Origin of the sequence: Streptomyces sp. H27-H5 (assembly GCF_026627505.1) — a bacterium.
GTDB lineage: Bacteria > Actinomycetota > Actinomycetes > Streptomycetales > Streptomycetaceae > Streptomyces.
In genome coordinates this window covers 24533-48856 of record NZ_JAPNLK010000026.1, presented here as the reverse complement: position 1 = coordinate 48856, position 24324 = coordinate 24533, and the positions used below count along the sequence as shown (strand labels likewise).

The window sequence follows — 24324 nt, the reverse complement described above, 5'->3', positions numbered from 1 at the left end:
CCTGGCGGAAGTCTTCAGGTCTGTGTGCGCTGCCCGGCCCAGGTGGCTACCGAGTGCCAGGGCGGCGCGACAACGGCGTTCCTTACGCGGCGGGACCTTCCGGCGCCTTCGCGTCGGCGGCTACGGCGGCCGTGGGTGGGGCGGCCGTGACAGCCTCGCGGTCGGGCGCGAGCGGGTCGGTCACCGTGCCGGACTCCTCGTCGAAGAGCCCCTGCGCCAGCCTGGTCACCGCTGCGGGGACCGGCGGCGCCAGGTCGGCCACAGCTCGGAGACCGGACAGGACGTCGTCGGGTCGTACGGCAGGTGTCAAATGCCGAACAACCAGCCGCAGTATCGCACAAGCATGGTCCAGAGGCCTATCAGCCGGGGCCGGATGTGCTTCGAGACTGACCACGGCGCCGCGCGTGTCGAACGTTCGCATGCCGTTCTTCGTGCGGCGCTGGACCTCGACGGTCTCGGCCGCGAGGAAGGCGGCCACGGCCCGTTCGGCGTCTGCGGGCTCGACGCCGTCCAGGCGCAGCTCCCACACGGAGGCGGTCAGTCGCTCGGCGAGTCCGGACGTCCTGGCCTCCACCGCGTCGACGATGTCGAGGCCGACCGGCATCGATTCGTCGAGCAGGATCCGGAGCTTGTCGGGGTCGCGGGGTGCCGCGAGGGCGATCTCCAGGTACTCGGCCTCGCTGCCGGTGCCGGTGGGTGCGGCGTTCGCGTAGGAGACCCGGGGGTGGGGGGTGAAGCCGGCCGAGTACGCCATGGGCACCTCCGAGCGGCGCAGGGCCCGCTCGAAGGCACGCTGGAAGTCTCGGTGGCTGGTGAACCGGAGGCGGCCGCGCTTGGTGTAGCGCAGTCGGATGCGCTGCACCACCGGTGCGGGAGGCGGGCCTTCGGGCTGTCGCTTGCCCAGTGGTTCTTCTCCTTGTGCGGGGCTCCGCGGCTCGCGCGTCGCCCTGAGGTCTGGTGAGCCTGCCGGCCACGCCCCACCGGCCGGCTCACCCCTGTCGTTCGTGGAGGGAGATCTCGGGGGCGGGCGTGTTGCCTGCGGCTTTCGTACTACCCAGAGTACGCGCCCGTGACCTCGCCGGTTCCCCGGGAGGAGTACCGAACAGCGCCCGGCGCACCTCGGCCCGCGCCTCCCGCACCGCGGTGCGGGAGGTCCGCCACACCTCCCGGAGCAGGTGTCCGACGGGAGTGGCGACGCGCCGGTGGGCCCAGCGGGCGGGCCGGACGACGAGTCCGCGCCACAGCCGGAGCAGGCCGCGGCCGAGGGCGCGGCTGATCCGGCCGGCCAGGTACCAGGCTCCGCGCAGCAGGTGTCCGAGGGGGGTGAGGACGTACGTGTACAGCGCGCGCCCGACCGGGGCGAGCACGTACCGGTACGCGCCGACCGCGATCGGGGCGACGACGTACCGCCACAAAGCCACCCAGGGCCAGACGAACAGCGCCTTCGCCAGCCAACCGAGACCCGCGCCGATCCACCGCGCCGACCAGGCCACGCCCCGTCCGACGGGCGCCAGGACGTACCGCCACAGCCCCACCCAGGGCCAGACGAACAGGGCCTTGCCCAGGAGCGGGAGGAAGCGGGCGAGTCCGTGGCCGAGGGGGGTGAGCAGGTGGGCGTACGCGGCGCGGGCCAGCCGGGAGATCCCCTGGCCGGCGGGTCGCAGCAGGTACCGCAGCAGCGCGCCGCCGATCGGGGCGAGCACGTGGGTGCTCAGGGCGCTCCCGAGCCGGGCCAGGCCCTGCCCGACGGGGACCAGGACGTACCGCCACAGCCCGACCCAGGGCCAGACGAACACCAGCTTCAGCAGGGTCACGAGGACCAGGCCGAGGGCGCGCGCCACCGGTCGGACGACGGTGCGGTGGCACCAGCCCAGGCCGCGGCCGATCGGGCCGAACAGGTGCCGGTTCAGCGTCCGCCCGAACGCCACGAGCAGGTCCCACACCACCCGTACGGGCAGGACGACGAGCACGGCCACGATCTTCACGGGGATGCGGACGACGCCGACGAGGCAGCCCTCGCCGCCGTTCGCCGGTCGCCCCTTGTCTGGTTCCATGCAGGTAGGGACACGGGCCAGGCCCCCACCGTTGCGGGTGGGGGCCTGTCGAGACCGAGGTGTTACCGGGTGTGACCGAAGGCGTCACCCGATGGCCGTCCGCACGGCCGCCGGGTCACCGACCTCGCAGGACGGTCACTTCACGACCGTGAGCGGCAGCAGCTTCTTGCCGGTGGGGCCGATCTGGATGTCGAGGTCGAGCTGCGGGCAGACGCCGCAGTCGAAGCACGGGGTCCAGCGGCAGTCCTCGACCTCGGTCTCGTCGAGGGCGTCCTGCCAGTCCTCCCAGAGCCAGTCCTTGTCGAGACCGGAGTCCAGGTGGTCCCAGGGCAGAACCTCCTCGTAGGTGCGCTCGCGGGTCGTGTACCAGGCGACGTCCACGCCGTACGCGGGCAGCGCCGTCTCGGCCGCCTGCATCCAGCGGTCGTAGCTGAAGTGCTCGCGCCAGCCGTCGAAGCGGCCGCCGGACTCGTACACGGCGCGGATGACGTCACCGATGCGGCGGTCGCCGCGGGAGAGCAGGCCCTCGACGATGCCGGGCTTGCCGTCGTGGTAGCGGAAGCCGATGGCACGGCCGTACTTCTTGTCGCCGCGGAGCTTGTCGCGGAGCTTGGTGAGCCGCGCGTCGGTCTCCTCGGCGCTCAGCTGCGGCGCCCACTGGAAGGGGGTGTGCGGCTTCGGCACGAATCCGCCGATCGACACCGTGCAGCGGATGTCGTTCTGGCCGGAGACCTCGCGGCCCTTGGCGATGACGTTGACCGCCATGTCGCCGATCTGGAGCACGTCCTCGTCGGTCTCGGTCGGCAGCCCGACCATGAAGTACAGCTTCACCTGGCGCCAGCCGTTGCCGTACGCGGTGGCGACGGTGCGGATCAGGTCCTCTTCCGAGACCATCTTGTTGATGACCTTGCGCATGCGCTCGGAGCCGCCCTCGGGGGCGAAGGTCAGACCGGAGCGGCGACCGTTGCGGGTCAGCTCGTTGGCCAGGTCCACGTTGAAGGCGTCCACGCGGGTCGACGGGAGGGACAGACCCACCTTGTCGTCCGAGTAGCGGTCGGCCAGGCCCTTGGCGATGTCGGCGATCTCGGTGTGGTCCGCCGAGGAGAGCGACAGGAGGCCGACCTCCTCGAAGCCGGTCGCCTTGAGGCCCTTCTCCACCATCTCGCCGATGCCGGTGATGCTTCGCTCCCGCACGGGGCGCGTGATCATGCCGGCCTGGCAGAAACGGCAGCCGCGGGTGCAGCCGCGGAAGATCTCCACGGACATCCGCTCGTGGACGGTCTCGGCGAGCGGGACCAGCGGCTGCTTGGGGTAGGGCCACTCGTCGAGGTCCATGACGGTGTGCTTGGACACGCGCCACGGCACGCCGGAGCGGTTCGGGACGACGCGGCCGATGCGGCCGTCGGGCAGGTACTCGACGTCGTAGAACCCGGGAACGTAGACGCCGCCGGTCTTGGCGAGGCGCAGCAGCACCTCCTCGCGTCCGCCGGGCCGGCCCTCGGCCTTCCAGGCGCGGATGATCTCGGTCATGTCGAGGACGGCCTGCTCGCCGTCGCCGATGACCGCGCAGTCGATGAACTCCGCGATCGGCTCGGGGTTGAAGGCCGCGTGGCCGCCCGCGAGGACGATGGGGTGGTCGATCGTGCGGTTGCGGGCCTCCAGCGGGATGCCCGCGAGGTCCAGCGCCGTGAGCATGTTGGTGTAGCCGAGCTCGGTGGAGAAGGAGAGCCCGAAGACGTCGAAGTCACCGACGGGGCGGTGGGAGTCGACGGTGAACTGCGGCACCTTGTGCTCGCGCATCAGCTCTTCGAGGTCCGGCCAGACGCTGTAGGTGCGTTCCGCGAGGACGCCCTCACGCTCGTTCAGCACCTCGTAGAGGATCATGACGCCCTGGTTGGGCAGACCGACCTCGTACGCGTCCGGGTACATGAGCGCCCAGCGGACGTCCGTGCTCTCCCAGGGCTTCACGGTGGAGTTCAGCTCACCACCGACGTACTGGATGGGCTTCTGCACATGCGGGAGCAGAGCTTCGAGCTGTGGGAAGACCGACTCGGACATCACGCGACTTTCGTGAAGCGGGCAGGGGGCGACTCTCAAGCGTACCCCGATGCCCGGCAGCCGGCCGCCGCCGAGATCACGGGCTAGCCGGTGAGGTCCACCCGGTCCCGCACGGCCGCCGCCTTGCGCCAGACCTCCGGGAGCCGGCGTTCGCTCCGCTCGGCCAGCGCCTCCTCGTGGCCGTACAACAGGCCCCAGGTGAAGGCGGACTCGCCCGCGGCGGCCGCCTGGACGGCGATGGCGCGCAGGACCTCGCGGGCGACCACGCCGTCCTGGTGGTCGCCGAGCAGGGTCTGGACCTTCTTGGCGGCCTTGGACAGGCGTGCGGCGGGCTTGCCGAGGGCGGGTACGGCGGCGTCCGCCGCGTAGCGGGCGCGCTTGGCGGCCTTGCGGGCGGCGTGCAGGGCCAGGTCCCGGTCGTGTCCGGGGGCGAGGTCGAGCGCCGTCTCGACCCGGCCGGCGAGCCGTTCGAAGTCGTGCGTCACCGCCCGGGGCAGGACGTCCCCGGCCGGGTGCCCGGCGGCCTCGCGCAGGGGCGGGTCGGCCAGCAGGGCGTCGAGGGCGTCGAGCAGGGCGACGTACCGGTCGCTGTCGAGCGCGGCCAGGGCCTGTTGCCGGGCGGCGTGGCCGCGCGTGGTGTCCCAGACGCGCAGCCGGCCGCGGACCGGGCCGAGCCGCAGGGTGGCGGGGAGTTCGCCGAGGTGCGTCAGGAGGCGTTCGGCCATGACCTCCTGATCGCGGGCGACGCCGAGTTCGGCGGCGAGCCGGCGCAGTTCCTCCCCGAGCGGGTCGGTGGCCGCCCGGTCGAGGACCTTGCGGTACGACTTGAAGGCGCTGCGCATCCGCCGCATCGCGACCCGCATCTGGTGGACGGAGTCGGGCAGGTCGCGGCGGACGGCGGGGTCCTGGGCGACCAGGGTGTCGCGCTGCTCGCGCAGGTAGCGGAGCACCTGCGCGCCGGCCGTGTCCTCGGCGGTGTCGGGCCCGGGCCGGGCGGGGGGCGCGCCGCCCGTCTCCGTGAGCGCCCGGGCGAGTTTCGAGGGGGCGTCGGAGACCCGCAGGCCCTCTTCGCGGAAACGGCGTTCGACGGCGTCGAGGAGTTCGGGGTCCACCCCGTCGGCGAGTTCCACCTCCACCTCGGTCCAGGTGGCCCTGGCCTTGCCCCGCCTGGCCCGGACGGTGTCGGTGGACAGTTCCGCGAGCACGGCTCCGTCGGCGTCGAGCAGGTGGCTGACCTCGCGTGAGGAGCGCAGCCGTACCTGCGGTTCCAGACGACCGTCGCGTACCCGGGAGCGGACCAGTTCGGCGAGCCGGTCGGGGACGGTGTCGCTGAGCGGTGCCCGGACCTCGTCGCGGACGTCCGGGGAGACGGGGAGTTTGAGGTGCCAGCCGGCGTCGGCGCCGCCGGTGCGGCGGCGCAGGGTCAGCCCGTCGGCGGCGAGCCGCTGGTCGGGGGTGTCCCAGTAGACGGCGTCGAGGTCGACGGTGCCCTGGGGGGAGACGGCCTCGACGCCTGCGGTGCCCGTGAGGTCCGGCACCCGGGGGCGCTCCGCCCGGGCCGGTTTCCGGTCGGGGGGACCGGACCGGTCAGGGGAGCCCGAACCGCTCCCCTGATCCGCGTCGGCTTGCGTGAACTCGAATTTCCGCTCGATCTCGCGCTTCGTCTCGGCCATGTATCGAATCTAGTCCCGCCCGGCCGGCGGCGAGAAGGTCGGCAGGAGCCAAACCCGCCGCCCGGGTGATCAGGCCGAAAGGGGCCGTTGCACCCGGATCGATTGCAGCAGCCCCACCGCGATCCACACGGCGAACATCGACGAGCCTCCGTAGGACACGAACGGCAGCGGCAGTCCCGCGACCGGCATGATCCCCAGCGTCATCCCGATGTTCTCGAAGGACTGGAAGGCGAACCAGGCGATGATCCCGGCGCAGACGATCGTCCCGTACAGCTCGGTGGTCTCGCGGGCGATGATGCAGGCCCGCCACAGGATGATGCCCAGCAGGACCAGGATCAGCCCGGCCCCGAGGAAGCCCAGCTCCTCCCCCGCGACCGTGAACACGAAGTCGGTCTGCTGCTCCGGCACGAACTGGCCGGTGGTCTGCGAGCCCTTGAAGAGGCCCGAGCCGGTGAGTCCGCCGGAGCCGATGGCGATGCGCGCCTGGTTCGTGTTGTAGCCGACGCCGGCCGGGTCGAGTTCGGGGTTGGCGAAGGCGGCGAAGCGGTTGATCTGGTACTCGTCGAGGACGCCGAGCTGCCAGATCAGGATGGCCCCGCCGGCGCCCGCGCCGATGAGGCCCAGCACCCAGCGGTTGGAGGCGCCGGAGGCCAGCAGCACGCCGAGCACGATGACGACCATCACCATGACCGAGCCCAGGTCGGGCATCAGCATGACGATGCCCATCGGGGCGGCGGCCAGGCACAGCGCCTTGACCACGGTGCGGTGGTCGGGGTGGGCGAGGTCGCCCGCGTCCACCCGGGTGGCCAGCAGCATCGCCATGACCAGGATGATCGTGATCTTGACGAACTCGGAGGGCTGGATCGAGAATCCGCCGCCGATCACGATCCACGCGTGCGCGCCGTTGATGGTCGCGCCGAGCGGGGTGAGCACGGCGATGATCAGCAGCAGCGAGAGCCCGTAGAGGGCCGGGACCGCGCCGCGCAGGGTGCGGTGCCCGAGCCAGATCGTGCCGATCATCAGCACCAGGCCGATGCCGGTGTTCAGGGCGTGCCGGAAGAGGAAGTAGTACGGGTCCCCCTGGTTCAGGGAGGTCCGGTTGCGGGTCGCCGACCACACCAGCATGGAGCCGATGAAGGACAGCGCCAGCGCGCAGAGGAGTATCGGCCAGTCGAGCCGGCGCACCACCGAGTCCCGGGCGGTGAGTTTGGCCATGGTTCCGCGTTCCGGGGCGTACCGGGATACGGAGAACTTGTTCGCGGTCTGCATCAATCCTGCCTTGCTGCGGGCGGTGCGGGCGGCCCGGCGAGCGCGGGCACCTCCTCCGGGGACGGGCGCACGTAGGGCCTGACCGCGGGGGCGTCGATGGATCCGTCGGGTTGGATGGTCGGCAGGTTCGCCTCCGGCTTGATCAGCAGGGCGCTCTTCACGTCCTGCTTGCCGGCCATGTCCAGACCGTAGATGGCGTTGTACACGTTGCGCACGGCAGGGCCGGAGGCACCGGAACCGGTACCACCCTGGGAGATCGTCATGACGATCGTGAAGTCCGTCGTGTAGGTGGCGAACCAGGAGGTCGTCTGCTTGCCGTAGACCTCGGCGGTGCCGGTCTTGGCGTGCATCGGGATCTCCTTCTGCGGCCAGCCGCCGAACCGCCAGGCGGCGGTGCCCTCGGTGGCGACGCCCGCGAGGGCCCCGTCCATCTTGCGGAGGGTCTCCGGGGTGACCGGCAGTCGGCCGTGGGCGCGCGGCGGGATCTTCTCGACCCGCTTGCCGTCGGCGCTGATGATCGCCTTGCCGATGGTCGGGTTCCACATGGTGCCGCCGTTGGCGATGGCCGCGTAGATGGTGGCCATCTGGATCGGCGTGACGAGGGTGTCGCCCTGGCCGATGGAGTAGTTGACGGCGTCACCGGCGCGCATCAGGTTGCCTTCGAGGCAGTTCTCGTAGGACAGCAGCTCGACGTAGGTGCCGCCCTTCTTCCCCGTCTTGCACCACATGTCCTTGTTGGCCGCCCAGAACCGCTGCTTCCACGAGCGGTCCGGGACCCGGCCCTTCTCCTCGCCCGGCAGGTCGACGCCGGTCTCGGCGCCGAGCCCGAACTGGTGGGCGGTCTTGTAGAAGATCTCGGCCGGGTGCTTCTTCGGCTTGAGGCCGCCGTCCTTCAGCCACTGCTGGTGGCCGAGGGCGTAGAAGACGGTGTCGCAGGAGACCTCCAGCGCCCGGCCGAGGGTGATGGAGCCGTGGCCCTGGGACTCGAAGTTCTTGAAGACCTGTCCACCGATGGAGTACGAACTGGGGCAGGGGTACTCGCCGTCGAACTTGTACCCGGCGTTGACGGCGGCGGCGGTCGGGATCACCTTGAAGATGGAGCCCGGCGCGGCCTGGCCCTGGATCGCCCGGTTCATCAGCGGGACGTTGGAGTCCTTGGCGGTCAGCTTCGCGTAGTCCTTGGCGGAGATCCCGCCGACCCAGACGTTCGGGTCGTAGGTCGGGTTGGAGGCCATGGCGACGACGCGGCCGGTCTTGGACTCCAGCACGACGATGGCGCCCGCGTCGGCCTTGTAGGGAACGCCCGTGTTGCGGTCGATCTGCTTGCGCGCCTCGACCATGGCCGCGTTCAGCTCGAACTCGGCGACGGCCTGGACGCGCGCGTCGATGCTCGTCACGAGGTTGGCGCCGGGGATCGCGGGATCGTTGCGGGCCATGCCGATGACCCGGCCGAGGTTGTCCACCTCGTAGCGGGTCACGCCGGACTTGCCGCGCAGGGGCCTGTCGTAGGTGCGTTCCAGGCCGAAGCGGCCCACCTGGTCGGAGCGCAGGAAGGGCGAGTTGGTGTCCTTCGCCCGGGTGATCTCGCCGTCGGTGACCGGGGAGAGGTAGCCCAGCGCCTGTCCGGTGTTGGCGCCGCCGGGGGCGGCGTAGCGGCGGACGGCGGTGGGCTCGGCGGTGATGCCGGGGAACTCCTCGGGGCGTTCGCGGATCTGCAGGGCCTGCTGGGTGGTGGCCTTGTTGGTGACCGGGATCGGCTGGTAGGGGGAGCCGTTCCAGCAGGGCTGGGGGGTCCGCGAGTCGCAGAGCCGGACCTTGTCCATGACGTCCTGCGGCGTCATGTCCAGTACGTCCGAGAGCCGGGTGAGGACCCCCTTGCCCTTGTCCTTCATCTTCATCAGCTCGGTGCGGCTGGCGGAGACGACCAGACGGGTCTCGTTGTCGGCGAGCGCGACGCCGCGCGCGTCGAGGATCGAACCGCGCACGGCCGGCTGGACGACCTGCTGGACGTGGTTGTTCTTCGCCTCGTGGTAGTACTCGTCGCCGTTGCGGATCTGGAGGTACCAGAGGCGCCCGCCGAGGGTGAGGAGCAGGGAGAAGACGAGCACCTGGATGATGACGAGTCGGATGCGCACCCGGGAGGTGCGGCCGGTGTCGGGGTTGTTGCTCACGCCTTCTCCTCCCTCACAGTTTCTTGACGCTCTTCACACCCTTGACGCCCTTTATGCGGCCGGCCCGGTTGGCGCGTCCGCGTGCGGTCTTCAGGCGCAGTCCACCGCGCTGGCTGCCGATGCGCAGCCCCGTGCCGCCGGCCAGCCAGCCGGAGGACACGTCCTTGCCCTGGGGCGGGCCGCCGCCGGCCTCGACGGCCATCGGGTCGTTCTCGGCGCGCCGGGCGAGGGCCATGATGAACGGCACCGTGAAGGGTGCGAGCAGCAGGTCGTAGAGGGTCGCCGTGAACAGCAGGCCGGCCAGGCCGACGTGGCGGGCGGCGGTGTCCCCGACGAGGGCGCCGACGCCCGCGTACAGCAGGGTGGAGCCGATCGCGGCGGCGACGACGGTCAGCATCGGCCCCCAGGCGGAGCGGAACCGCCCGTTGTCGGGGCGGGCCAGGCCGACGAGGTAGCCGATGAGGCACAGCACGAGCGCGTACCGCCCGGCCGCGTGGTCGGCGGGCGGCGCCAGGTCGGCGAGCAGGCCGGCGCCGAAGCCGATGATGGCTCCGCCGAGGTGGCCGTACACCAGGGCGAGGGCGACGACGGTGAGGAGGACCAGGTCGGGTACCGCGCCGGGCAGTTGGAGCCGGCCGAGAACGGCGACCTGGATGACCAGGGCGACCACGACGAGCGTGGCCGAGAGCAGGATCCGGTTGAAACGCATGGTCGGTCAGCTCCTACTCGTCGTCCGGCTTGCCGGGCACACTGGCGGACGGGGTGACCGTGACGGTGACCGTCGGGGTGGGCTTGGGTGCGGCGGGCTTCGGCGGGAGGACCGCGTCGCGCGGGTCCTCCCGCGGCGGCATCACGACGACGCCGACGATGTCCAGGCGCGAGAAGCCCACGAACGGGCGCACCCACACGGTACGGGTGAGGTCTCCGCGGGAGGGGTCCACCTTGACCACCTCGCCGATCGGCACGCCGGGCACGAACGGCTTGTTGCCGCGCGAGCCGAAGGTGACGAGCCGGTCGCCGGCGTTGATCTTGGCCTTGCCGTTGAGCATCTGCACGGACAGGGCGCGGTCGCCCTGGCCGGTGGCGAAGCCGAGTTCGCCGGTCTTCTCCAGTCGGGTGCCGACGGTGAAGTCGGGGTCGTTGGCGAGGACCACGGTGGCGGTGTCGGGGCCGACGGTGGAGACCCGGCCGACGAGACCCTCCCCGTTGAGGACGGTCATGTCGCGCTCGATGCCGTCCTTGCTGCCGGCGTCGATGGTGACGGTCCAGGAGAAGCCCTGGGCCGCTCCTATCGCGATGACCTCGGCGCCCTTGATGCCGTACTGGCCCGCGCCGGCCCGCTTGAGCATCTCGTCGAGCTCGCGGACGCGGCTGCGGTTCTGGTCGTCACTGCCGAGCTTGGCCTTGAGCGCGGTGTTCTCGCGTTCCAGGGTCGCGATCCGGTTGTGGCGCTCGCCGGAGTCGCGAACGGCTCCTATGGCGTGGGCGACCGGATCCACCGCCGTCGCCACGCCCTTTTCGACGGGGCCGAAGACCGCTGCGGCGGCCTGTCGGGCACCGTCGACCGGTGACTCCTCGCCCGCTCTGATGTCCACCGTGATCAATGCGAACGCGATGGCGATCAGAAGCACCAGGAGCAGCCGGCTCTCTCGTGTGTCCCTCACGTGCGGCGGCCGTGCCTTCCTCGTAGATACCCGTGCGGCAGAGCCGCTCCGGTGAGACGTGCAGCTGTGATCGCACCGGACTGTTGCCTGTATATCAACGATCCGCCGCACCGGCGCGCTAGCACCCGTACGGCGGATCCTTGTGTTCCGCGTGCCCCGTGGACGGGGAGTCGATCACCGCCGGGGCTGGGCGTCCAGGACCTGCTGGAGTGCTTCGAACTCCTCCACGCACTTGCCGGAGCCGAGCGCGACCGAGTCGAGCGGGTCCTCCGCGATGTGGATCGGCATGCCGGTCTCACGGCGCAGTCGCTCGTCCAGGCCGCGCAGCAGCGCGCCGCCGCCGGTCAGGACGATGCCGCGGTCCATGATGTCGCCGGAGAGTTCCGGCGGGCACTTGTCGAGCGTCGTCTTGACCGCGTCGACGATGGCGTTGACCGGCTCCTCGATGGCCTTGCGGACCTCGGCGGCGGAGATCACGACCGTCTTCGGCAGCCCGGACACCAGGTCCCTGCCGCGAATCTCGGTGTGTTCGTCCTTGTCGAGGTCGTACGCCGAACCGATGGTGATCTTGATCTGTTCGGCGGTGCGCTCACCGAGGAGGAGCGAGTACTCCTTCTTGATGTGCTGGATGATCGCGTTGTCCAGCTCGTCACCGGCCACCCGGATGGACTGTGCCGTGACGATTCCGCCGAGGGAGATGACGGCGACCTCGGTGGTGCCGCCGCCGATGTCCACGACCATGTTGCCGGTGGCCTCGTGGACGGGCAGGCCCGAGCCGATGGCGGCGGCCATGGGCTCTTCGATGATGTGTACCTGGCGGGCGCCGGCCTGCGTGGACGCCTCGATGACGGCGCGGCGCTCCACTCCGGTGATGCCGGAGGGCACGCAGACCACCACGCGCGGACGCGCCAGGTAACGGCGCTTGTGGATCTTGAGGATGAAGTACCGGAGCATGCGCTCGGTGATCTCGAAGTCGGCGATCACGCCGTCCTTGAGGGGCCTGACGGCGACGATGTTGCCGGGCGTCCGCCCGATCATCTTCTTCGCCTCGGAGCCGACCGCCAGGATGCCACCGGTGTTCGTGTTGATGGCGACCACGGACGGCTCGTTCAGGACGATCCCCCGGCCCCTCACGTACACCAGCGTGTTGGCGGTCCCGAGGTCGATCGCCATGTCACGGCCGATGAACGACATAGTGTTCCCCTTGTTCCCCATGAGGAGCGTCTGGCCTTCCAGTTGATAGCGGCTGCTGTCAGGTCGGCGAGGTGGGTGTGTGGGTGGAGGCCCCATCGTAGTGCCGCAAGTACGGACATCGCGCGACGGGACTCCGGTAATCCCGCCGGAACGGATACCCGCCCCCTTAGTGGTGACGTCGTGTCCTGCACATGCGTTCCCCGTCGGCGCCGGTAATACCGAAGGGCGACCGAAATTACTTCGGTCGCCCCAGGTCGTGAGCGCTATTCGGCTGATCTCGCGTCAGAAGAGACTGCGGTGACAGCGTTCCGCTTGATGGGGGAACGGCCTCAGAGCGCGGGGAAGAACAGCTTCAGCTCGCGCTCCGCGGACTCCTCGGAATCCGAGGCGTGGATCAGGTTCTCCCGGGTGATGGAACCGAAGTCGCCGCGGATCGAGCCGGGCGCCGCGGCGATCGGGTCGGTCGGGCCGGCGAGGCCGCGAACGCCCTCGATCACGCGCTCGCCCTCGACCACGAGCGCGACGACCGGGCCGCCGGACATGAAGCCCATGAGGGGCTCGTAGAACGGCTTGCCCTTGTGCTCGCCGTAGTGCGCCTCCAGGGTCTCCTGGTCGAGCGTGCGCAGCTCCAGCGCGGGAATGGTCCAGCCGGCCTTCCGCTCGATGCGGCCGATGATCTCGCCGATCAGGCCACGACGGACGGCGTCGGGCTTGAGCAGGACGAGGGTGCGCTGGGTCATGTGGTAACTCCTTGCGGCAAACGGGTGCGGTGGGACGAATCTACAGGTGCGCCGGGGCCGGGCCGCCCCCGCCGGGTGCCGGCCGCCCAGGGGTGACGCGGCCGTGACCTCAGGCCTGTGCCTCGTGCTCCGGATGGGCGGCGGCCCAACGGGCCTTCACGTCGTCGATGCGGCGCCCGTAGTGCACGGAGCACCACCACAGGCCGGCGAAGACCGCCCCGAGGAAGAACATCGTCGGCACCACGAAACCGCTGAGGATCAGGCCCACCTGGAGGGCCCATCCCAGCTGCACCGCGCCGGGCCGCGACAACATCCCGCACAGCAGGACCGACAGCAGCATGGCGACGCCGCACACCGTCCACACGGTGGCCTGGGTCAGGTCCGGGTCCTTCATGGCCACCAGGCCCGCGAACCCGATCACGAAGAACTCGCCGATCAGCGTGCTCGCGCAGAGCGTGCGCATTCCCTCAGCCCCTCTTGAACAGCAGGCGGGCCTCGCCCACCGTGATCACCGAGCCGGTCACCAGGACCCCGGCCCCGCCGTATTCGGCCTCTTCCTCCGCCAGGGTGATCGCCGCCTCCAGGGCGTCGTCCAGCCTCGGCTCCACCTGCACCCGGTCGGCCCCGAAGACCTCGACCGCCACGCCCGCCAGTTCGTCGGCCGACATCGCCCGGTGACTGGAGTTCTCCGTGACCACGATCTCCGCGAAGATCGGCTCGAAGGCCTCCAGGACGCCTCTGACGTCCTTGCCCTCGCTGGCGGCCATGACGCCGATCAACCGGCTGAAGCCGAACGCCTCGGTGACGGCCTCGGCGGTGACCCGGGCCCCCGCCGGGTTGTGGGCCGCGTCCAGGACCACGGTGGGGCTGCGCCGGACGACCTCCATGCGGCCCGGCGAGGTCACCGAGGCGAAGGCCTTGCGCACGGTGTCCGTGTCCAGCTCCCGCGCGTGCTCCGCGCCGATCCCGAAGAAGGCCTCGACCGCCGCCAGCGCCACGGCCGCGTTGTGCGCCATGTGGGCCCCGTACAGCGGGAGGAAGATGCCGTCGTACTCGCCGCCCACGCCGCGCAGGGTCAGCATCTGGCCGCCCACCGCCACCTCGCGGGAGACGACCCCGAACTCCATGCCCTCGCGGGCCACGGTCGCGTCGACCTCGACGGCCTTCTTCAGCAGCACCTGCGCCGCGTCGACCGGCTGCTGCGCCAGGATGACGGTGGCGTCCTGCTTGATCACGCCGCCCTTCTCCTGCGCGATCTCGCCGGGGGTGGAGCCGAGCCGGTCGGTGTGGTCGAGGCTGATCGGGGTGACCACGGCGACCACGCCGTCGATCACGTTGGTGGCGTCCCAGGTGCCGCCCATGCCGACCTCGACGACCGCCACGTCCACGGGGGCGTCCGCGAAGGCCGCGTAGGCCATCCCGGTGAGCACCTCGAAGAACGACAGCCGGTACTCCTCGGCGGCGTCGACCATCTCCACGTACGGCTTGACGTCGTGGTAGGTCTCCACGAACCGTTCCGGGGTGATCGGCGCCCCGTCCAGGCTGATCCGCTCGGTGACCGACTGCACGTGCGGGCTGGTGTAGCGCCCGGTGCGCAGCTCGAAGGCGTTCAGCAGGGCCTCGATCATGCGGGCCGTGCTGGTCTTGCCGTTGGTGCCGGTGACGTGGATGGACGGGTACGCGCGCTGCGGCTCGCCGAGTACGTCCATCAGCGCGGCGATCCGCGAGACCGACGGCTCCAGCTTCGTCTCGCCCCAGCGGCCGGCCAGCTCCTGCTCCACCTCCTGCAGCGCCTTGGCCACCTCCGGGTCGGTGGGGACGGCGGGCACCTGGTCGCCCAGCGGTGCTCCGCCGTGTGCGCGCAGGGTGCGACTACCGGCCTCGATCACCGCCAGGTCGGGGTCGCGGTCGGACTCCTCCGCGATGATCTGGTCGAACGCGTCGATCCCGTCGAAGGGGCGGCCCGGTTCGTCGGGGCCATGGCTCTCGGGCTGCTGCTCACTCACGGGGCCAGTCTACGGACGAGGACCCGCAGGACTTTCGGCCCGGCCGTTTCAGGACCTTCGGCGATCAAAGCGACCGGATCGTTATGCAAGCCTTGCGGGCAGGAGATAGGGGAACAAATGCCGCAGGCCAGCAGCAACAAGACGAATTCCAGCCGCGACATAGGGATCGACCTCGGGACCGCGAACACGCTCGTCTACGCCCGGGGCCACGGCATCGTCCTCAATGAGCCGTCCGTGGTGGCCGTGAAGGCCGGTACGACCACCGCGCTGGCCGTCGGAACCGAGGCCAAGGAGACCATCGGCCGCACCCCCGGTTCCATCACCGCGATCCGCCCCCTCCAGGGCGGGGTGATCTGCGACTACGAGGCCGCCGAGGAGATGATCCGGCACTTCGTCCGCAAGGCCGTCCCGGGCCGCCGGCCGCGCACCCGCATGGTGGTCTGCGTGCCGTCCGGGGTCACCCCGGTCGAACGACGGGCCATCGTCCACGCGTCCACCCGGGCCGGCGCCAGGACCGTGCACCTGATCGAGGAACCGATGGCGGCGGCGATCGGCGCCGGCCTGCCCGTGTCCGAGGCGCGCGGCTCCATGGTGGTCGACATCGGCGGCGGAACCACCGAGGTGGCCGTCATCTCGCTCGGTGGCATCGTCACCTCCCGCTCGCTGCGGGTCGGCGGGGACCGACTGGACGCCGCGATCATGGACCACGTCCGCAAGGCGCACGGGCTGCTCGTCGGCGAGCGCACCGCCGAGGACGTCAAGGTCGCCATCGGCTCGGCCTGGCCGGTCCCGGACCGGCCCGAACTGGAGACCCGCGCCTTCACCGTGCGGGGCCGCGAGAAGGTCGGGGGCATGCCGAAGACCCTGGAACTGACCGCGGTCGACGTCCGGGCCGCCCTCGACGAATCGGTCGAGGCGATCATCGCCGCCGTGCGCGGCACCCTGGAGGAATGCCCGCCGGAACTGTCGGGCGACGTGATGGAGCACGGCATCGTCCTCACCGGCGGCGGCGCCCTGCTTCCGGGCCTGGACCTGCGCATGGCCTCCGCGACCGGCATCCCGGTGTTCGTCGCGGACGCCCCGCTGGACTGTGTGGCGCTGGGGTCGGGCAAGTGCGTCGAGGACCTCGACACCCTGAACGGCCTGCTGTCCCCCGCCAAGGCCTGACCGGCCGCACCGCGCCGCGCCCGGCACGATCCGAAAGAGCCGACCTAGCCGCGCGGCAGCGTGGCGATCACCACGTACGACTCGTCGGTCCGCTTCGCCTTCAGGGTTCCGCCCAGGCTGCGCACGCGTTCGGACATGCTCGCCGTGCCCGAGCCCGCCGAGACGGGGGCGCGGGCCGGGGTGCGTTCGGGGAGGCTGTTGATGACGGCGATCCGCAGGTGCGGACCGGCCGCCTCGATCGACACGTCGATGGTCTCGCCCCGGGCGTGCTTGGCCGCGTTGGTGAGGCATTCCTGCACCACCCGGTAGACCGCGGCCTGGCGCAGCGGCGACACCTCGTGCACCTCGGGATCCATCACCAGGCGGACGGGCGAGCCGGCCCGTCCGCTCTCCTGCGCCAGCGCCGCCAGGCCGTCGACGCCGGGCGTCGCGGAGGGGCCGCCGCGCTGCACGATGATCTCGTTCAGCACCAGGTGGGCGCGGCGCGCGGTGTCGGCCAGCTCCTCGAAGTCCTTCGCGTACGTCGTCTCGCGCGCCCGCGTCGACAGCACCTCGGAGCGCACGGTCAGCAGGGTCAGCTCCCGCCCGACGAAGTCGTGCACGTCGCGGGCGACGGAGGTGCGCTCCTGCTGGACGGCTTGCAGGACGGCCGACTCGGCCCGCCGCACGTCGAGCTCCCGCACCAGGTCGTGCCGGTACGCGGCGATCCCGACGGCCGAGGCGAGCACCCCGATCGGCACGACCAGGCTGAGGAAGGCGCTGAGGCTCTGCACCCGCGGCTCGGGCCATCCCGGCACGCAGAACACCGCGAGCGCGAAGGCCACGTACCCGAGGGTGGCCAGGATCCCGGCCCGCCGGCCCCGGTAGCGGCCGACGGAGTACAGGGCGAACTGGATCAACGTCAGCTCGTGCAGCCATCCGACGAACAGCAGGGCCGTGAGGTACGCGAGCCAGGGCATTCGGCGCCGCACCAGCAGGCTCGCGCAGCCCGCGGTGAGGACGGCGGCGGCCATCCAGCCGTTGAGCGAGTTGTCGGCGGCGGCCAGGCCCGGCAGGTCCAGCGCCATCAGCGCAAGGCAGCTCAGGGCGGTCAGGACGTCCATGGCCCGCGGGGACCCGGCCCAGCCCTCGCCGAGTCGGCGGCCGGTGGCCGCGGCTTGGCGGAGCGCCGAGACGACGGGCTTGGCGTGCATGTCCCCCATCATCCGTGGTGAGCGGCCCCGATCGAATGAGATGGCGGGGCATAAGAAGTGATTTGTGGCACTCGGGATGGTTTTTGACAGAGCCGGACGGCCCCATCCCGTGCGACGTACGACCGTCGACGGGACGGCGTGCGGCGCGGCACGGGTGGCGAAAGGCATGGGCGGCGGGGCGGTGTACGGCGAAGGCCCCCACGCCGCTCGACGGTGTGGGGGCCTTCGCCCGTGCCCTGCCGGCCGGCCGCTACGCGGGCGGCAGCGTGTCCAGCTGGGCCTGGATTCGCGTGATGTCCGACTCGGCCTTGGCGAGCCGGCCCTTGATCTTGTCCACGACGTTGTCGGGGGCCTTGGCGAGGAAGGCCTCGTTGCCGAGCTTGCCCTCCGCCTGCTGCTTCTCCTTCTCCGCGGCGGCCAGGTCCTTCGACAGCCGCTTGCGCTCGGCGGCCACGTCGATGGTGCCCGACAGGTCGAGCGCGACGGTGGCGCCGCCGACCGGCAGGGTCGCGGTGGCGCTGAAGTCATCGCCCTCCGGCTGGAGGCGCAGCAGCTGCCGGATCGCGCCCTCGTGCGCGGCCAGCGCGGTACCGGCCAGGTCCAGGCGGGCCGGGACCTTCTGGCCCGGCTGCAGGCCCTGGTCGGCGCGGAAGCGGCGGACCTCGGTGACGACGGCCTGGAGGTTCTCGATCTCCCGCTCGGCGGCCTCGTCGCGGAAGCCGCTGTCCTTGGGCCAGTCGGCGATGACGAGGGACTCGCCGCCCGTGAGCGTGGTCCACAGGGTCTCGGTGACGAAGGGGACCACCGGGTGCAGCAGGCGCAGCGTGACGTCGAGGACCTCGCCGAGGACGCGGCCGGAGACCTTCGCGCCCTCGCCGCCCGCGAAGAACGTCGTCTTCGACAGCTCGACGTACCAGTCGAAGACCTCGTCCCACGCGAAGTGGTAGAGGGCCTCGCTGAGCTTCGAGAACTGGAAGTCCTCGTAGTACGCGTCCACCTGCTCGACGGTCTTGTTCAGCCGCGACAGGATCCAGCGGTCGGTCGCCGACATCTGCTCGGGGGCCGGCAGCTCGCCCTCGACGGTGGCGCCGTTCATCAGCGCGAAGCGGGTCGCGTTCCAGATCTTGTTGGCGAAGTTCCGGGACGCCTGGACCCAGTCCTCGCCGATCGGGACGTCGGTGCCGGGGTTGGCGCCCTTGGCGAGGGTGAAGCGGACGGCGTCGGAGCCGTACTTGTCCATCCAGTCCAGCGGGTCGACGACGTTGCCGAAGGACTTCGACATCTTCTTGCCGCGCTCGTCACGGACCAGGCCGGTCAGCGCGATCGTCTTGAAGGGGACCTCGCCGTCCATGGCGTACAGACCGAACATCATCATCCGGGCGACCCAGAAGAAGATGATGTCGTGGCCGGTGACCAGGACGTCGGTGGAGTAGAACTTCTCCAGGTCCGGGGTCTTCTCCGGCCAGCCGAGCGTGGAGAACGGCCACAGGCCGGAGGAGAACCACGTGTCGAGGACGTCGGTGTCCTGCGTCCAGCCCTCGCCGGTCGGGATCTCGTCGTCCGGTCCGACGCAGACGATCTCACCCTCCGGGCCGTACCAGATCGGGATCCGGTGGCCCCACCACAGCTGGCGCGAGATGCACCAGTCGTTGAGGTTGTCGACCCAGTCGAAGTAGCGCTTCTCCATCTCGCGCGGGTGGATCGCGACCCGGCCGTCACGGACCGCGTCGCCCGCCGCGGTGGCGAGCGGCTTGACGCCGACCCACCACTGGAGCGACAGGCGCGGCTCGACGGTGGTGCTACAGCGCGAGCAGTGCCCGACGGAGTGCTGGTACGGGCGCTTCTCGGCGACGATGCGGCCCTGCTCGCGCAGTGCGCCGACGACGGCCGAACGGGCCTCGAAGCGGTCCAGGCCCTGGAAGGGGCCGTGGACGGTGATGACGCCCCGCTCGTCCATGATCGTCATGGATTCGAGGTCGTGGCGCTGCCCGATCGCGAAGTCGTTCGGGTCGTGCGCGGGCGTCACCTTGACGGCGCCGGTGCCGAACTCCGGGTCGACGTGCGTGTCGGCGACGATCGGGATGGTCCGGTCGGTCAGCGGAAGCTTGATCCGGGTGCCGACGAGGTGCTTGTACCGCTCGTCGTCGGGGTGGACGGCGACGGCGGTGTCACCGAGCATCGTCTCGGCGCGGGTCGTCGCGACGACGAGGCTGTCCTCGCCCTCGCCGTAACGGATCGAGACCAGCTCGCCCGCGTCGTCCTGGTACTCCACCTCGATGTCGGAGATGGCGGTCAGACAGCGGGGGCACCAGTTGATGATGCGCTCGGCCCGGTAGATCAGTCCGTCGTCGTAGAGCTTCTTGAAGATGGTCTGGACGGCCTTGGACAGGCCCTCGTCCATGGTGAAGCGCTCACGCGACCAGTCGACGCCGTCGCCGAGGCGACGCATCTGGCCGAGGATCTTGCCGCCGTACTCTTCCTTCCACTGCCAGACGCGCTCGATGAACTCCTCGCGGCCCAGGTCGTGGCGGGACTTGCCCTCCTCGGCGAGCTGCTGCTCGACCTTGTTCTGGGTGGCGATGCCGGCGTGGTCCATGCCCGGCAGCCACAGCGCCTCGTAACCCTGCATCCGCTTGCGGCGGGTGAGGGCGTCCATGAGCGTGTGCTGGAAGGCGTGTCCCAGGTGGAGCGAGCCGGTGACGTTCGGCGGCGGGATGACGATGGTGTACGGGGGCTTCTCGCTCGCCGGATCGGCGGTGAAGTAACCGCGCTCCACCCAGCGCTCGTAGAGCTCTCCCTCTACCTCGGCCGGCGCGTACTGGGTCGGCAGTTCGGAGGTGGGGGCGCTGGGTGTCTGCGTGTTCTCGGTCACGGGGCACAGGATACGGGCGCCGCCGCCCCAGTCACGAATCCATTCCGTCTCCCGGCCCGCGCCCCGACGACCTCGCCGATCGGGGCGGCGCCGGCGTCGTGGTTCCGTAACGCCTGGGGCCCCGGCGGCCGGAACCCGCCGTCCTTCCGTCAGGATGAGAGCAACATAAGAAGTTCCTAAAGGGGGACGCGGTCATGAGTTACAACCAGCCGGGACCGTACGGCGGCGGGCAGCCGCAGCAGCCCGGGCCCTACGGAGGCCCGCCTCCGCAGCAGCCGAACCCGTACGGGCAACCTGCCCCGCAGCCCGGCTACGGCTACCCCCAGCAGCCGCCCCCGCCGGGCGCCCCCCAGGGGTACCCGCAGCAGCCCGGCTACCCCCAGCAGCCCCCGCAGCAGCCTGGCTACGGCTACCCGCAACAGCCGGGGATCCCGCCCCAGCAGCCGCCATACGGCGGGATGCCGCCGCAGCAGCCGCCGAAGAAGTCCAAGGCCGGCGTGATCGTCCTGTCGGTCGTCCTGGTGGCGGCCATCGCGGGCGGCGCCTGGTACTTCCTGGGCAGCGGCGGCGGGGGCGCGGTGTCGGACGACACCAAGGGCTACAAGCTGGTCGCCCCGGCGAACGTGGACGACTTCAAGCAGAACCCGAAGTACAACAAGCCGGAGTTCACCGACGAAGAACGCCAGAAGGCCGAGGCCGCGGGCATCAAGGACCCGAACAAGGTGAGCATGGGTTACCAGAGCGGTGACCCGAACAACCCCCTGTCGATCAAGACCATCGACTTCCAGGGCGTCTACGGCGAGATCGCGAGCCCCGAGAAGACGATCGACGGCTACTTCGCCCTGGCGAAGCTCAACGCGGCCAAGGGCAGCAAGGACGGCACTGCCGAACTCATCGGCACCCCCAAGGAGATCAGTCCCGAGGGGTTCAAGGGCGCCGTCATGAAGTGCCAGGAAATCAAGCTGAGTTCCAAGAAGGCCACGGGCCTCGGCCCCAAGGAACTCGTCGCCCCCGTCTGCATCTGGGGGGACTTCAGCACCGTGGGCATCGTCACGACGGTCGACGTGGCCGCCGTGCTGAGTGGCAAGACGGGCTACACGCTGGAACAGAACGCCGACCTCGCGGCGAAGCTCTACAAGAGCGCCCGCGTCAAGAAGTGAACCGCGAGCGTCCCACGACGTGAGAGAAGGGGGCGCCCCGGCCGACCGGCCGGGGCGCCCCCTTCTCACAACCGCGTTGTCGCTACGCCGACTTCTCGTGCGGGCCCTGGTCCTTCGGGACGATCCGCGGGACCAGCGTCGGGTTGACGTTGGAGCGGACGACATCCGCGGTGATGACCACGCGGGCCACGTCCTTGCGGGACGGGACCTCGTACATCACCGACATCAGGACCTCTTCCATGATGGCGCGCAGGCCTCGCGCACCCGTCTGGCGGAGGATGGCCTGGTCGGCGATGGCCTCCAGCGCCTCGCGCTCGAAGTCCAGCTCGACACCGTCGAGTTCGAACAGCCGCTGGTACTGCTTCACCAGGGCGTTGCGCGGCTCGATCAGGATCTGGAGCAGGGCCTCGCGGTCCAGGTTGTGCACGGAGGTCAGCACGGGCAGACGACCGATGAACTCGGGGATCATCCCGAACTTCACCAGGTCCTCCGGCATGACCTCGTGGAACTGGTCGCTCGCCTCGATCTCGCGCTTCGAGCGGATCGTCGCACCGAAGCCGATGCCCTTGGCGCCCGCGCGCGACTCGATGATCTTCTCCAGACCCGAGAACGCGCCGCCCACGATGAAGAGCACGTTCGTCGTGTCGATCTGGATGAACTCCTGGTGCGGGTGCTTGCGCCCACCCTGAGGCGGGACGGAGGCCGTCGTGCCTTCCAGGATCTTCAGGAGGGCCTGCTGCACGCCCTCGCCGCTCACATCGCGGGTGATCGACGGGTTCTCGCTCTTGCGGGCGACCTTGTCGATCTCGTCGATGTAGATGATCCCGGTCTCGGCCTTCTTGACGTCGTAGTCGGCCGCCTGGATCAGCTTGAGCAGGATGTTCTCGACGTCCTCGCCGACATAGCCGGCCTCCGTCAGCGCCGTCGCGTCGGCGATGGCGAACGGGACGTTGAGCATGCGGGCCAGCGTCTGCGCCAGCAGCGTCTTGCCGGAACCCGTCGGGCCCAGCAGCAGGATGTTGGACTTCGCGAGCTCGATCGCGTCGTCCCGGCCCTGCGCGCCGCCGTTCTCGCCGGCCTGGACCCGCTTGTAGTGGTTGTAGACCGCGACGGAGAGCGCCTTCTTCGCCGGCTCCTGGCCGACGACGTAGCTCTCCAGGAACTCGTAGATCTCACGGGGCTTGGGGAGTTCCTCCCACCGGACCTCGGAGGTCTCCGCGAGTTCCTCTTCGATGATCTCGTTGCAGAGGTCGATGCACTCGTCGCAGATGTACACACCGGGTCCTGCGATGAGCTTCTTCACCTGCTTCTGGCTCTTTCCGCAGAACGAGCACTTGAGCAGGTCGCCGCCGTCACCGATGCGTGCCACGAGGTGCTTCCCCTTCGCCTGGGAGACGCCTGGTTCAGCGCTCCTGGTGCCTCATATCCGACGGTACCTTGCCGGGGGGCCCCTGCGGGGCCCCCTTGACGTGGTTCACATCGCCTCGTCCGGCGAAACGCCCACGCCAACTGGCGGCAAGGATCAGACCGCGTTGCTCTTGCGGGTCGAAACGATCTGGTCGATCAGGCCGTACGCCAGGGCGTCCTCGGCCGTCAGGATCTTGTCGCGCTCGATGTCGTCGCGGATCTTCTCCAGCGGCGTCGTCGAGTGCTTGGCCAGCATGGTCTCCAGCTGGTCACGCATGCGCAGGATCTCGTTGGCCGCGATCTCCAGGTCGGAGAGCTGCTCGCGACCGGTGCCGCCGGAGGGCTGGTGGATCAGCACACGGGCGTTCGGAAGGGCCATGCGCTTGCCGGGGCTGCCGGCGGCGAGCAGGACCGCGGCGGCGGAGGCCGCCTGGCCCATGCAGACCGTCTGGATGTCCGGCTTCACGAACTGCATGGTGTCGTAGATCGCCGTCAGCGCGGTGAAGGAGCCACCGGGGCTGTTGATGTAGATGGAGATGTCGCGGTCCGGGTCCATCGACTCCAGGCACAGCAGCTGCGCCATCACGTCGTTGGCGGAGGCGTCGTCGATCTGCACGCCGAGGAAGATCACGCGCTCCTCGAAGAGCTTCGCGTACGGGTCGTACTCGCGCACGCCCTGCGAGGTGCGCTCGACGAAGCGCGGGATGACGTAGCGGTTGTCCACCTGAGCGCCGGCGTAAAGGCCGCTCGCGGGAGAGAGGTTGTTCATGTGCATCTGGGTGTTCACCATCCTGGTGGCGTTCTGCGGGCTGTCGACTGGGGACTGACGGTGCTTGCCGGGGATCAGGCCCCCGTGCCGCCGCCGCCCGGAACGTTGGACGCGGCCGAGATGATCTCGTCGATGAGGCCGTACTCCTTGGCCTCCTCGGAGGTGAACCAGCGGTCGCGGTCACCGTCGCGGATGATCGCCTCGACAGTCTGGCCCGAGTGGAACGCCGTGATCTCGGCCATGCGCTGCTTGGTGCGCAGCAGGTACTGGGCCTGGATCTTGATGTCGGACGCGGTGCCACCGATGCCGGCGGAACCCTGGTGCATCAGGATGTCGGTGTTCGGCAGGGCGAAGCGCTTGCCCTTGGCGCCACCGGTCAGCAGGAACTGGCCCATGGAGGCCGCCATGCCCATGCCGATGGTGACGACGTCGTTGGGGATGTACTGCATGGTGTCGTAGACCGCCATGCCGGCCGTCACCGAGCCGCCGGGGCTGTTGATGTACAGGAAGATGTCCTTCTCCGGCTCGGCGGCCAGGAGCAGGAGCTGCGCCGTGATCTTGTTCGCGATGTCGTCGTCTACCTGCTGGCCGAGGAAGATGATGCGCTCGCCGAGCAGCCGGTTGTAGACATGGTCGCCGAGGCCGCCACCGATGGACGGCTCACCCGCGGCGTAAGGCTTCAGATTCGTCACGTATCCACCTGCTCGTCTCCGACGGCCACATGCCGTCTCAGCGTCTCGTTCTGGGGCGCGGACCAACCGGTACGGACGACGTCCGCCGGCTTCGGGTACTCCCGTGCCCTCGTATTCATGGACCCTAACGCGCAGGTGGGACAACGCCATCCCGCTTCCCGAACTGTTCGCTCGGAGCGCAAGGTCGGGACGCCGGCCGGCAAGCGCAGAAGGGCCCGCACGCTGCTGCGTCCGG

General features: G+C 70.2%; 19 protein-coding genes. 2 read left to right on the top strand and 17 right to left on the bottom strand.

Going from position 1 to position 24324, the window contains the following annotated elements; translation table 11 throughout:
• Nucleotides 1-82: 82 nt before the first annotated feature.
• The 12 genes from OTB19_RS15565 to folC all read right to left on the bottom strand — a co-directional run bounded on the left by OTB19_RS15565 (nt 83) and on the right by folC (nt 14829).
• Complete coding sequence (locus OTB19_RS15565; RefSeq protein ID WP_267798824.1) at nt 83-862, bottom strand: TIGR03936 family radical SAM-associated protein; 780 nt, start codon at nt 860-862, stop codon at nt 83-85.
• Nucleotides 863-989: 127 nt separating this feature from the next.
• Nucleotides 990-2054 (bottom strand): hypothetical protein, encoded by a 1065-nt coding sequence (locus OTB19_RS15560; RefSeq protein WP_267798794.1) that lies wholly within the window; start codon nt 2052-2054, stop codon nt 990-992.
• Nucleotides 2055-2189: 135 nt separating this feature from the next.
• Nucleotides 2190-4115 (bottom strand): TIGR03960 family B12-binding radical SAM protein, encoded by a 1926-nt coding sequence (locus OTB19_RS15555; RefSeq protein ID WP_267798793.1) that lies wholly within the window; start codon nt 4113-4115, stop codon nt 2190-2192.
• Nucleotides 4116-4195: 80 nt separating this feature from the next.
• Nucleotides 4196-5785, bottom strand: coding sequence for a CYTH and CHAD domain-containing protein (locus OTB19_RS15550; RefSeq protein ID WP_267798792.1), 1590 nt, complete (start codon nt 5783-5785; stop codon nt 4196-4198).
• Between the two features lie 69 nt (nt 5786-5854).
• Nucleotides 5855-7054, bottom strand: a complete 1200-nt coding sequence (rodA, locus tag OTB19_RS15545) for a rod shape-determining protein RodA (protein WP_267798791.1) — start codon at nt 7052-7054, stop codon at nt 5855-5857.
• Entirely contained in the window at nt 7054-9225 is a 2172-nt protein-coding gene (gene mrdA, locus OTB19_RS15540; protein WP_267798790.1) for a penicillin-binding protein 2, read from the bottom strand. Before mrdA ends, rodA begins: the two co-directional genes overlap by 1 nt.
• A gap of 13 nt (nt 9226-9238) precedes the next feature.
• The gene (gene mreD, locus OTB19_RS15535; protein WP_267798789.1) at nt 9239-9934 is read right to left on the bottom strand and encodes a rod shape-determining protein MreD; all 696 of its coding nucleotides are present in this window, start codon (nt 9932-9934) and stop codon (nt 9239-9241) included.
• 13 nt (nt 9935-9947) lie between these two features.
• A complete protein-coding gene (mreC, locus tag OTB19_RS15530; protein ID WP_053674944.1) occupies nt 9948-10889 on the bottom strand; it encodes a rod shape-determining protein MreC in 942 nt (313 codons plus the stop codon).
• A 174-nt stretch (nt 10890-11063) separates the two neighbouring features.
• Complete coding sequence (locus OTB19_RS15525) at nt 11064-12083, bottom strand: rod shape-determining protein (protein WP_008738981.1); 1020 nt, start codon at nt 12081-12083, stop codon at nt 11064-11066.
• Between the two features lie 329 nt (nt 12084-12412).
• The gene (ndk, locus tag OTB19_RS15520) at nt 12413-12823 is read right to left on the bottom strand and encodes a nucleoside-diphosphate kinase (RefSeq protein WP_053674942.1); all 411 of its coding nucleotides are present in this window, start codon (nt 12821-12823) and stop codon (nt 12413-12415) included.
• A gap of 109 nt (nt 12824-12932) precedes the next feature.
• Nucleotides 12933-13286: a DUF4233 domain-containing protein gene (locus OTB19_RS15515; RefSeq protein ID WP_267798788.1), complete on the bottom strand. Its 354-nt coding sequence runs from the start codon at nt 13284-13286 to the stop codon at nt 12933-12935.
• A gap of 4 nt (nt 13287-13290) precedes the next feature.
• On the bottom strand, nt 13291-14829 hold the full coding sequence (folC, locus tag OTB19_RS15510; RefSeq protein WP_420716844.1) for a bifunctional tetrahydrofolate synthase/dihydrofolate synthase: 1539 nt from the start codon (nt 14827-14829) through the stop codon (nt 13291-13293).
• A gap of 117 nt (nt 14830-14946) precedes the next feature.
• On the opposite strand from folC, the gene OTB19_RS15505 reads away from it, so the two are divergent.
• Nucleotides 14947-15996 carry a rod shape-determining protein gene (locus tag OTB19_RS15505; RefSeq protein ID WP_267798787.1) on the top strand — a complete coding sequence of 350 codons (1050 nt, stop codon included), beginning with the start codon at nt 14947-14949 and terminating at the stop codon, nt 15994-15996.
• A 44-nt stretch (nt 15997-16040) separates the two neighbouring features.
• On the opposite strand, the gene OTB19_RS15500 is transcribed toward OTB19_RS15505, so the two are convergent.
• Complete coding sequence (locus OTB19_RS15500) at nt 16041-17189, bottom strand: sensor histidine kinase (protein ID WP_267798786.1); 1149 nt, start codon at nt 17187-17189, stop codon at nt 16041-16043.
• Nucleotides 17190-17439: 250 nt separating this feature from the next.
• Nucleotides 17440-20061, bottom strand: a complete 2622-nt coding sequence (locus OTB19_RS15495; RefSeq protein ID WP_267798785.1) for a valine--tRNA ligase — start codon at nt 20059-20061, stop codon at nt 17440-17442.
• 194 nt (nt 20062-20255) lie between these two features.
• On the opposite strand from OTB19_RS15495, the gene OTB19_RS15490 reads away from it, so the two are divergent.
• Nucleotides 20256-21221 (top strand): hypothetical protein, encoded by a 966-nt coding sequence (locus OTB19_RS15490; RefSeq protein ID WP_267798784.1) that lies wholly within the window; start codon nt 20256-20258, stop codon nt 21219-21221.
• 82 nt (nt 21222-21303) lie between these two features.
• Here OTB19_RS15490 and clpX read toward each other — a convergent pair whose 3' ends face one another.
• The 3 genes from clpX to OTB19_RS15475 all read right to left on the bottom strand — a co-directional run bounded on the left by clpX (nt 21304) and on the right by OTB19_RS15475 (nt 24089).
• Nucleotides 21304-22590: an ATP-dependent Clp protease ATP-binding subunit ClpX gene (gene clpX / locus OTB19_RS15485; protein ID WP_053674927.1), complete on the bottom strand. Its 1287-nt coding sequence runs from the start codon at nt 22588-22590 to the stop codon at nt 21304-21306.
• A gap of 153 nt (nt 22591-22743) precedes the next feature.
• Nucleotides 22744-23418 carry an ATP-dependent Clp protease proteolytic subunit gene (locus OTB19_RS15480; RefSeq protein WP_324290523.1) on the bottom strand — a complete coding sequence of 225 codons (675 nt, stop codon included), beginning with the start codon at nt 23416-23418 and terminating at the stop codon, nt 22744-22746.
• Between the two features lie 53 nt (nt 23419-23471).
• Nucleotides 23472-24089: an ATP-dependent Clp protease proteolytic subunit gene (locus OTB19_RS15475; protein WP_053674923.1), complete on the bottom strand. Its 618-nt coding sequence runs from the start codon at nt 24087-24089 to the stop codon at nt 23472-23474.
• Between the last annotated feature and the right edge of the window lie 235 nt (nt 24090-24324).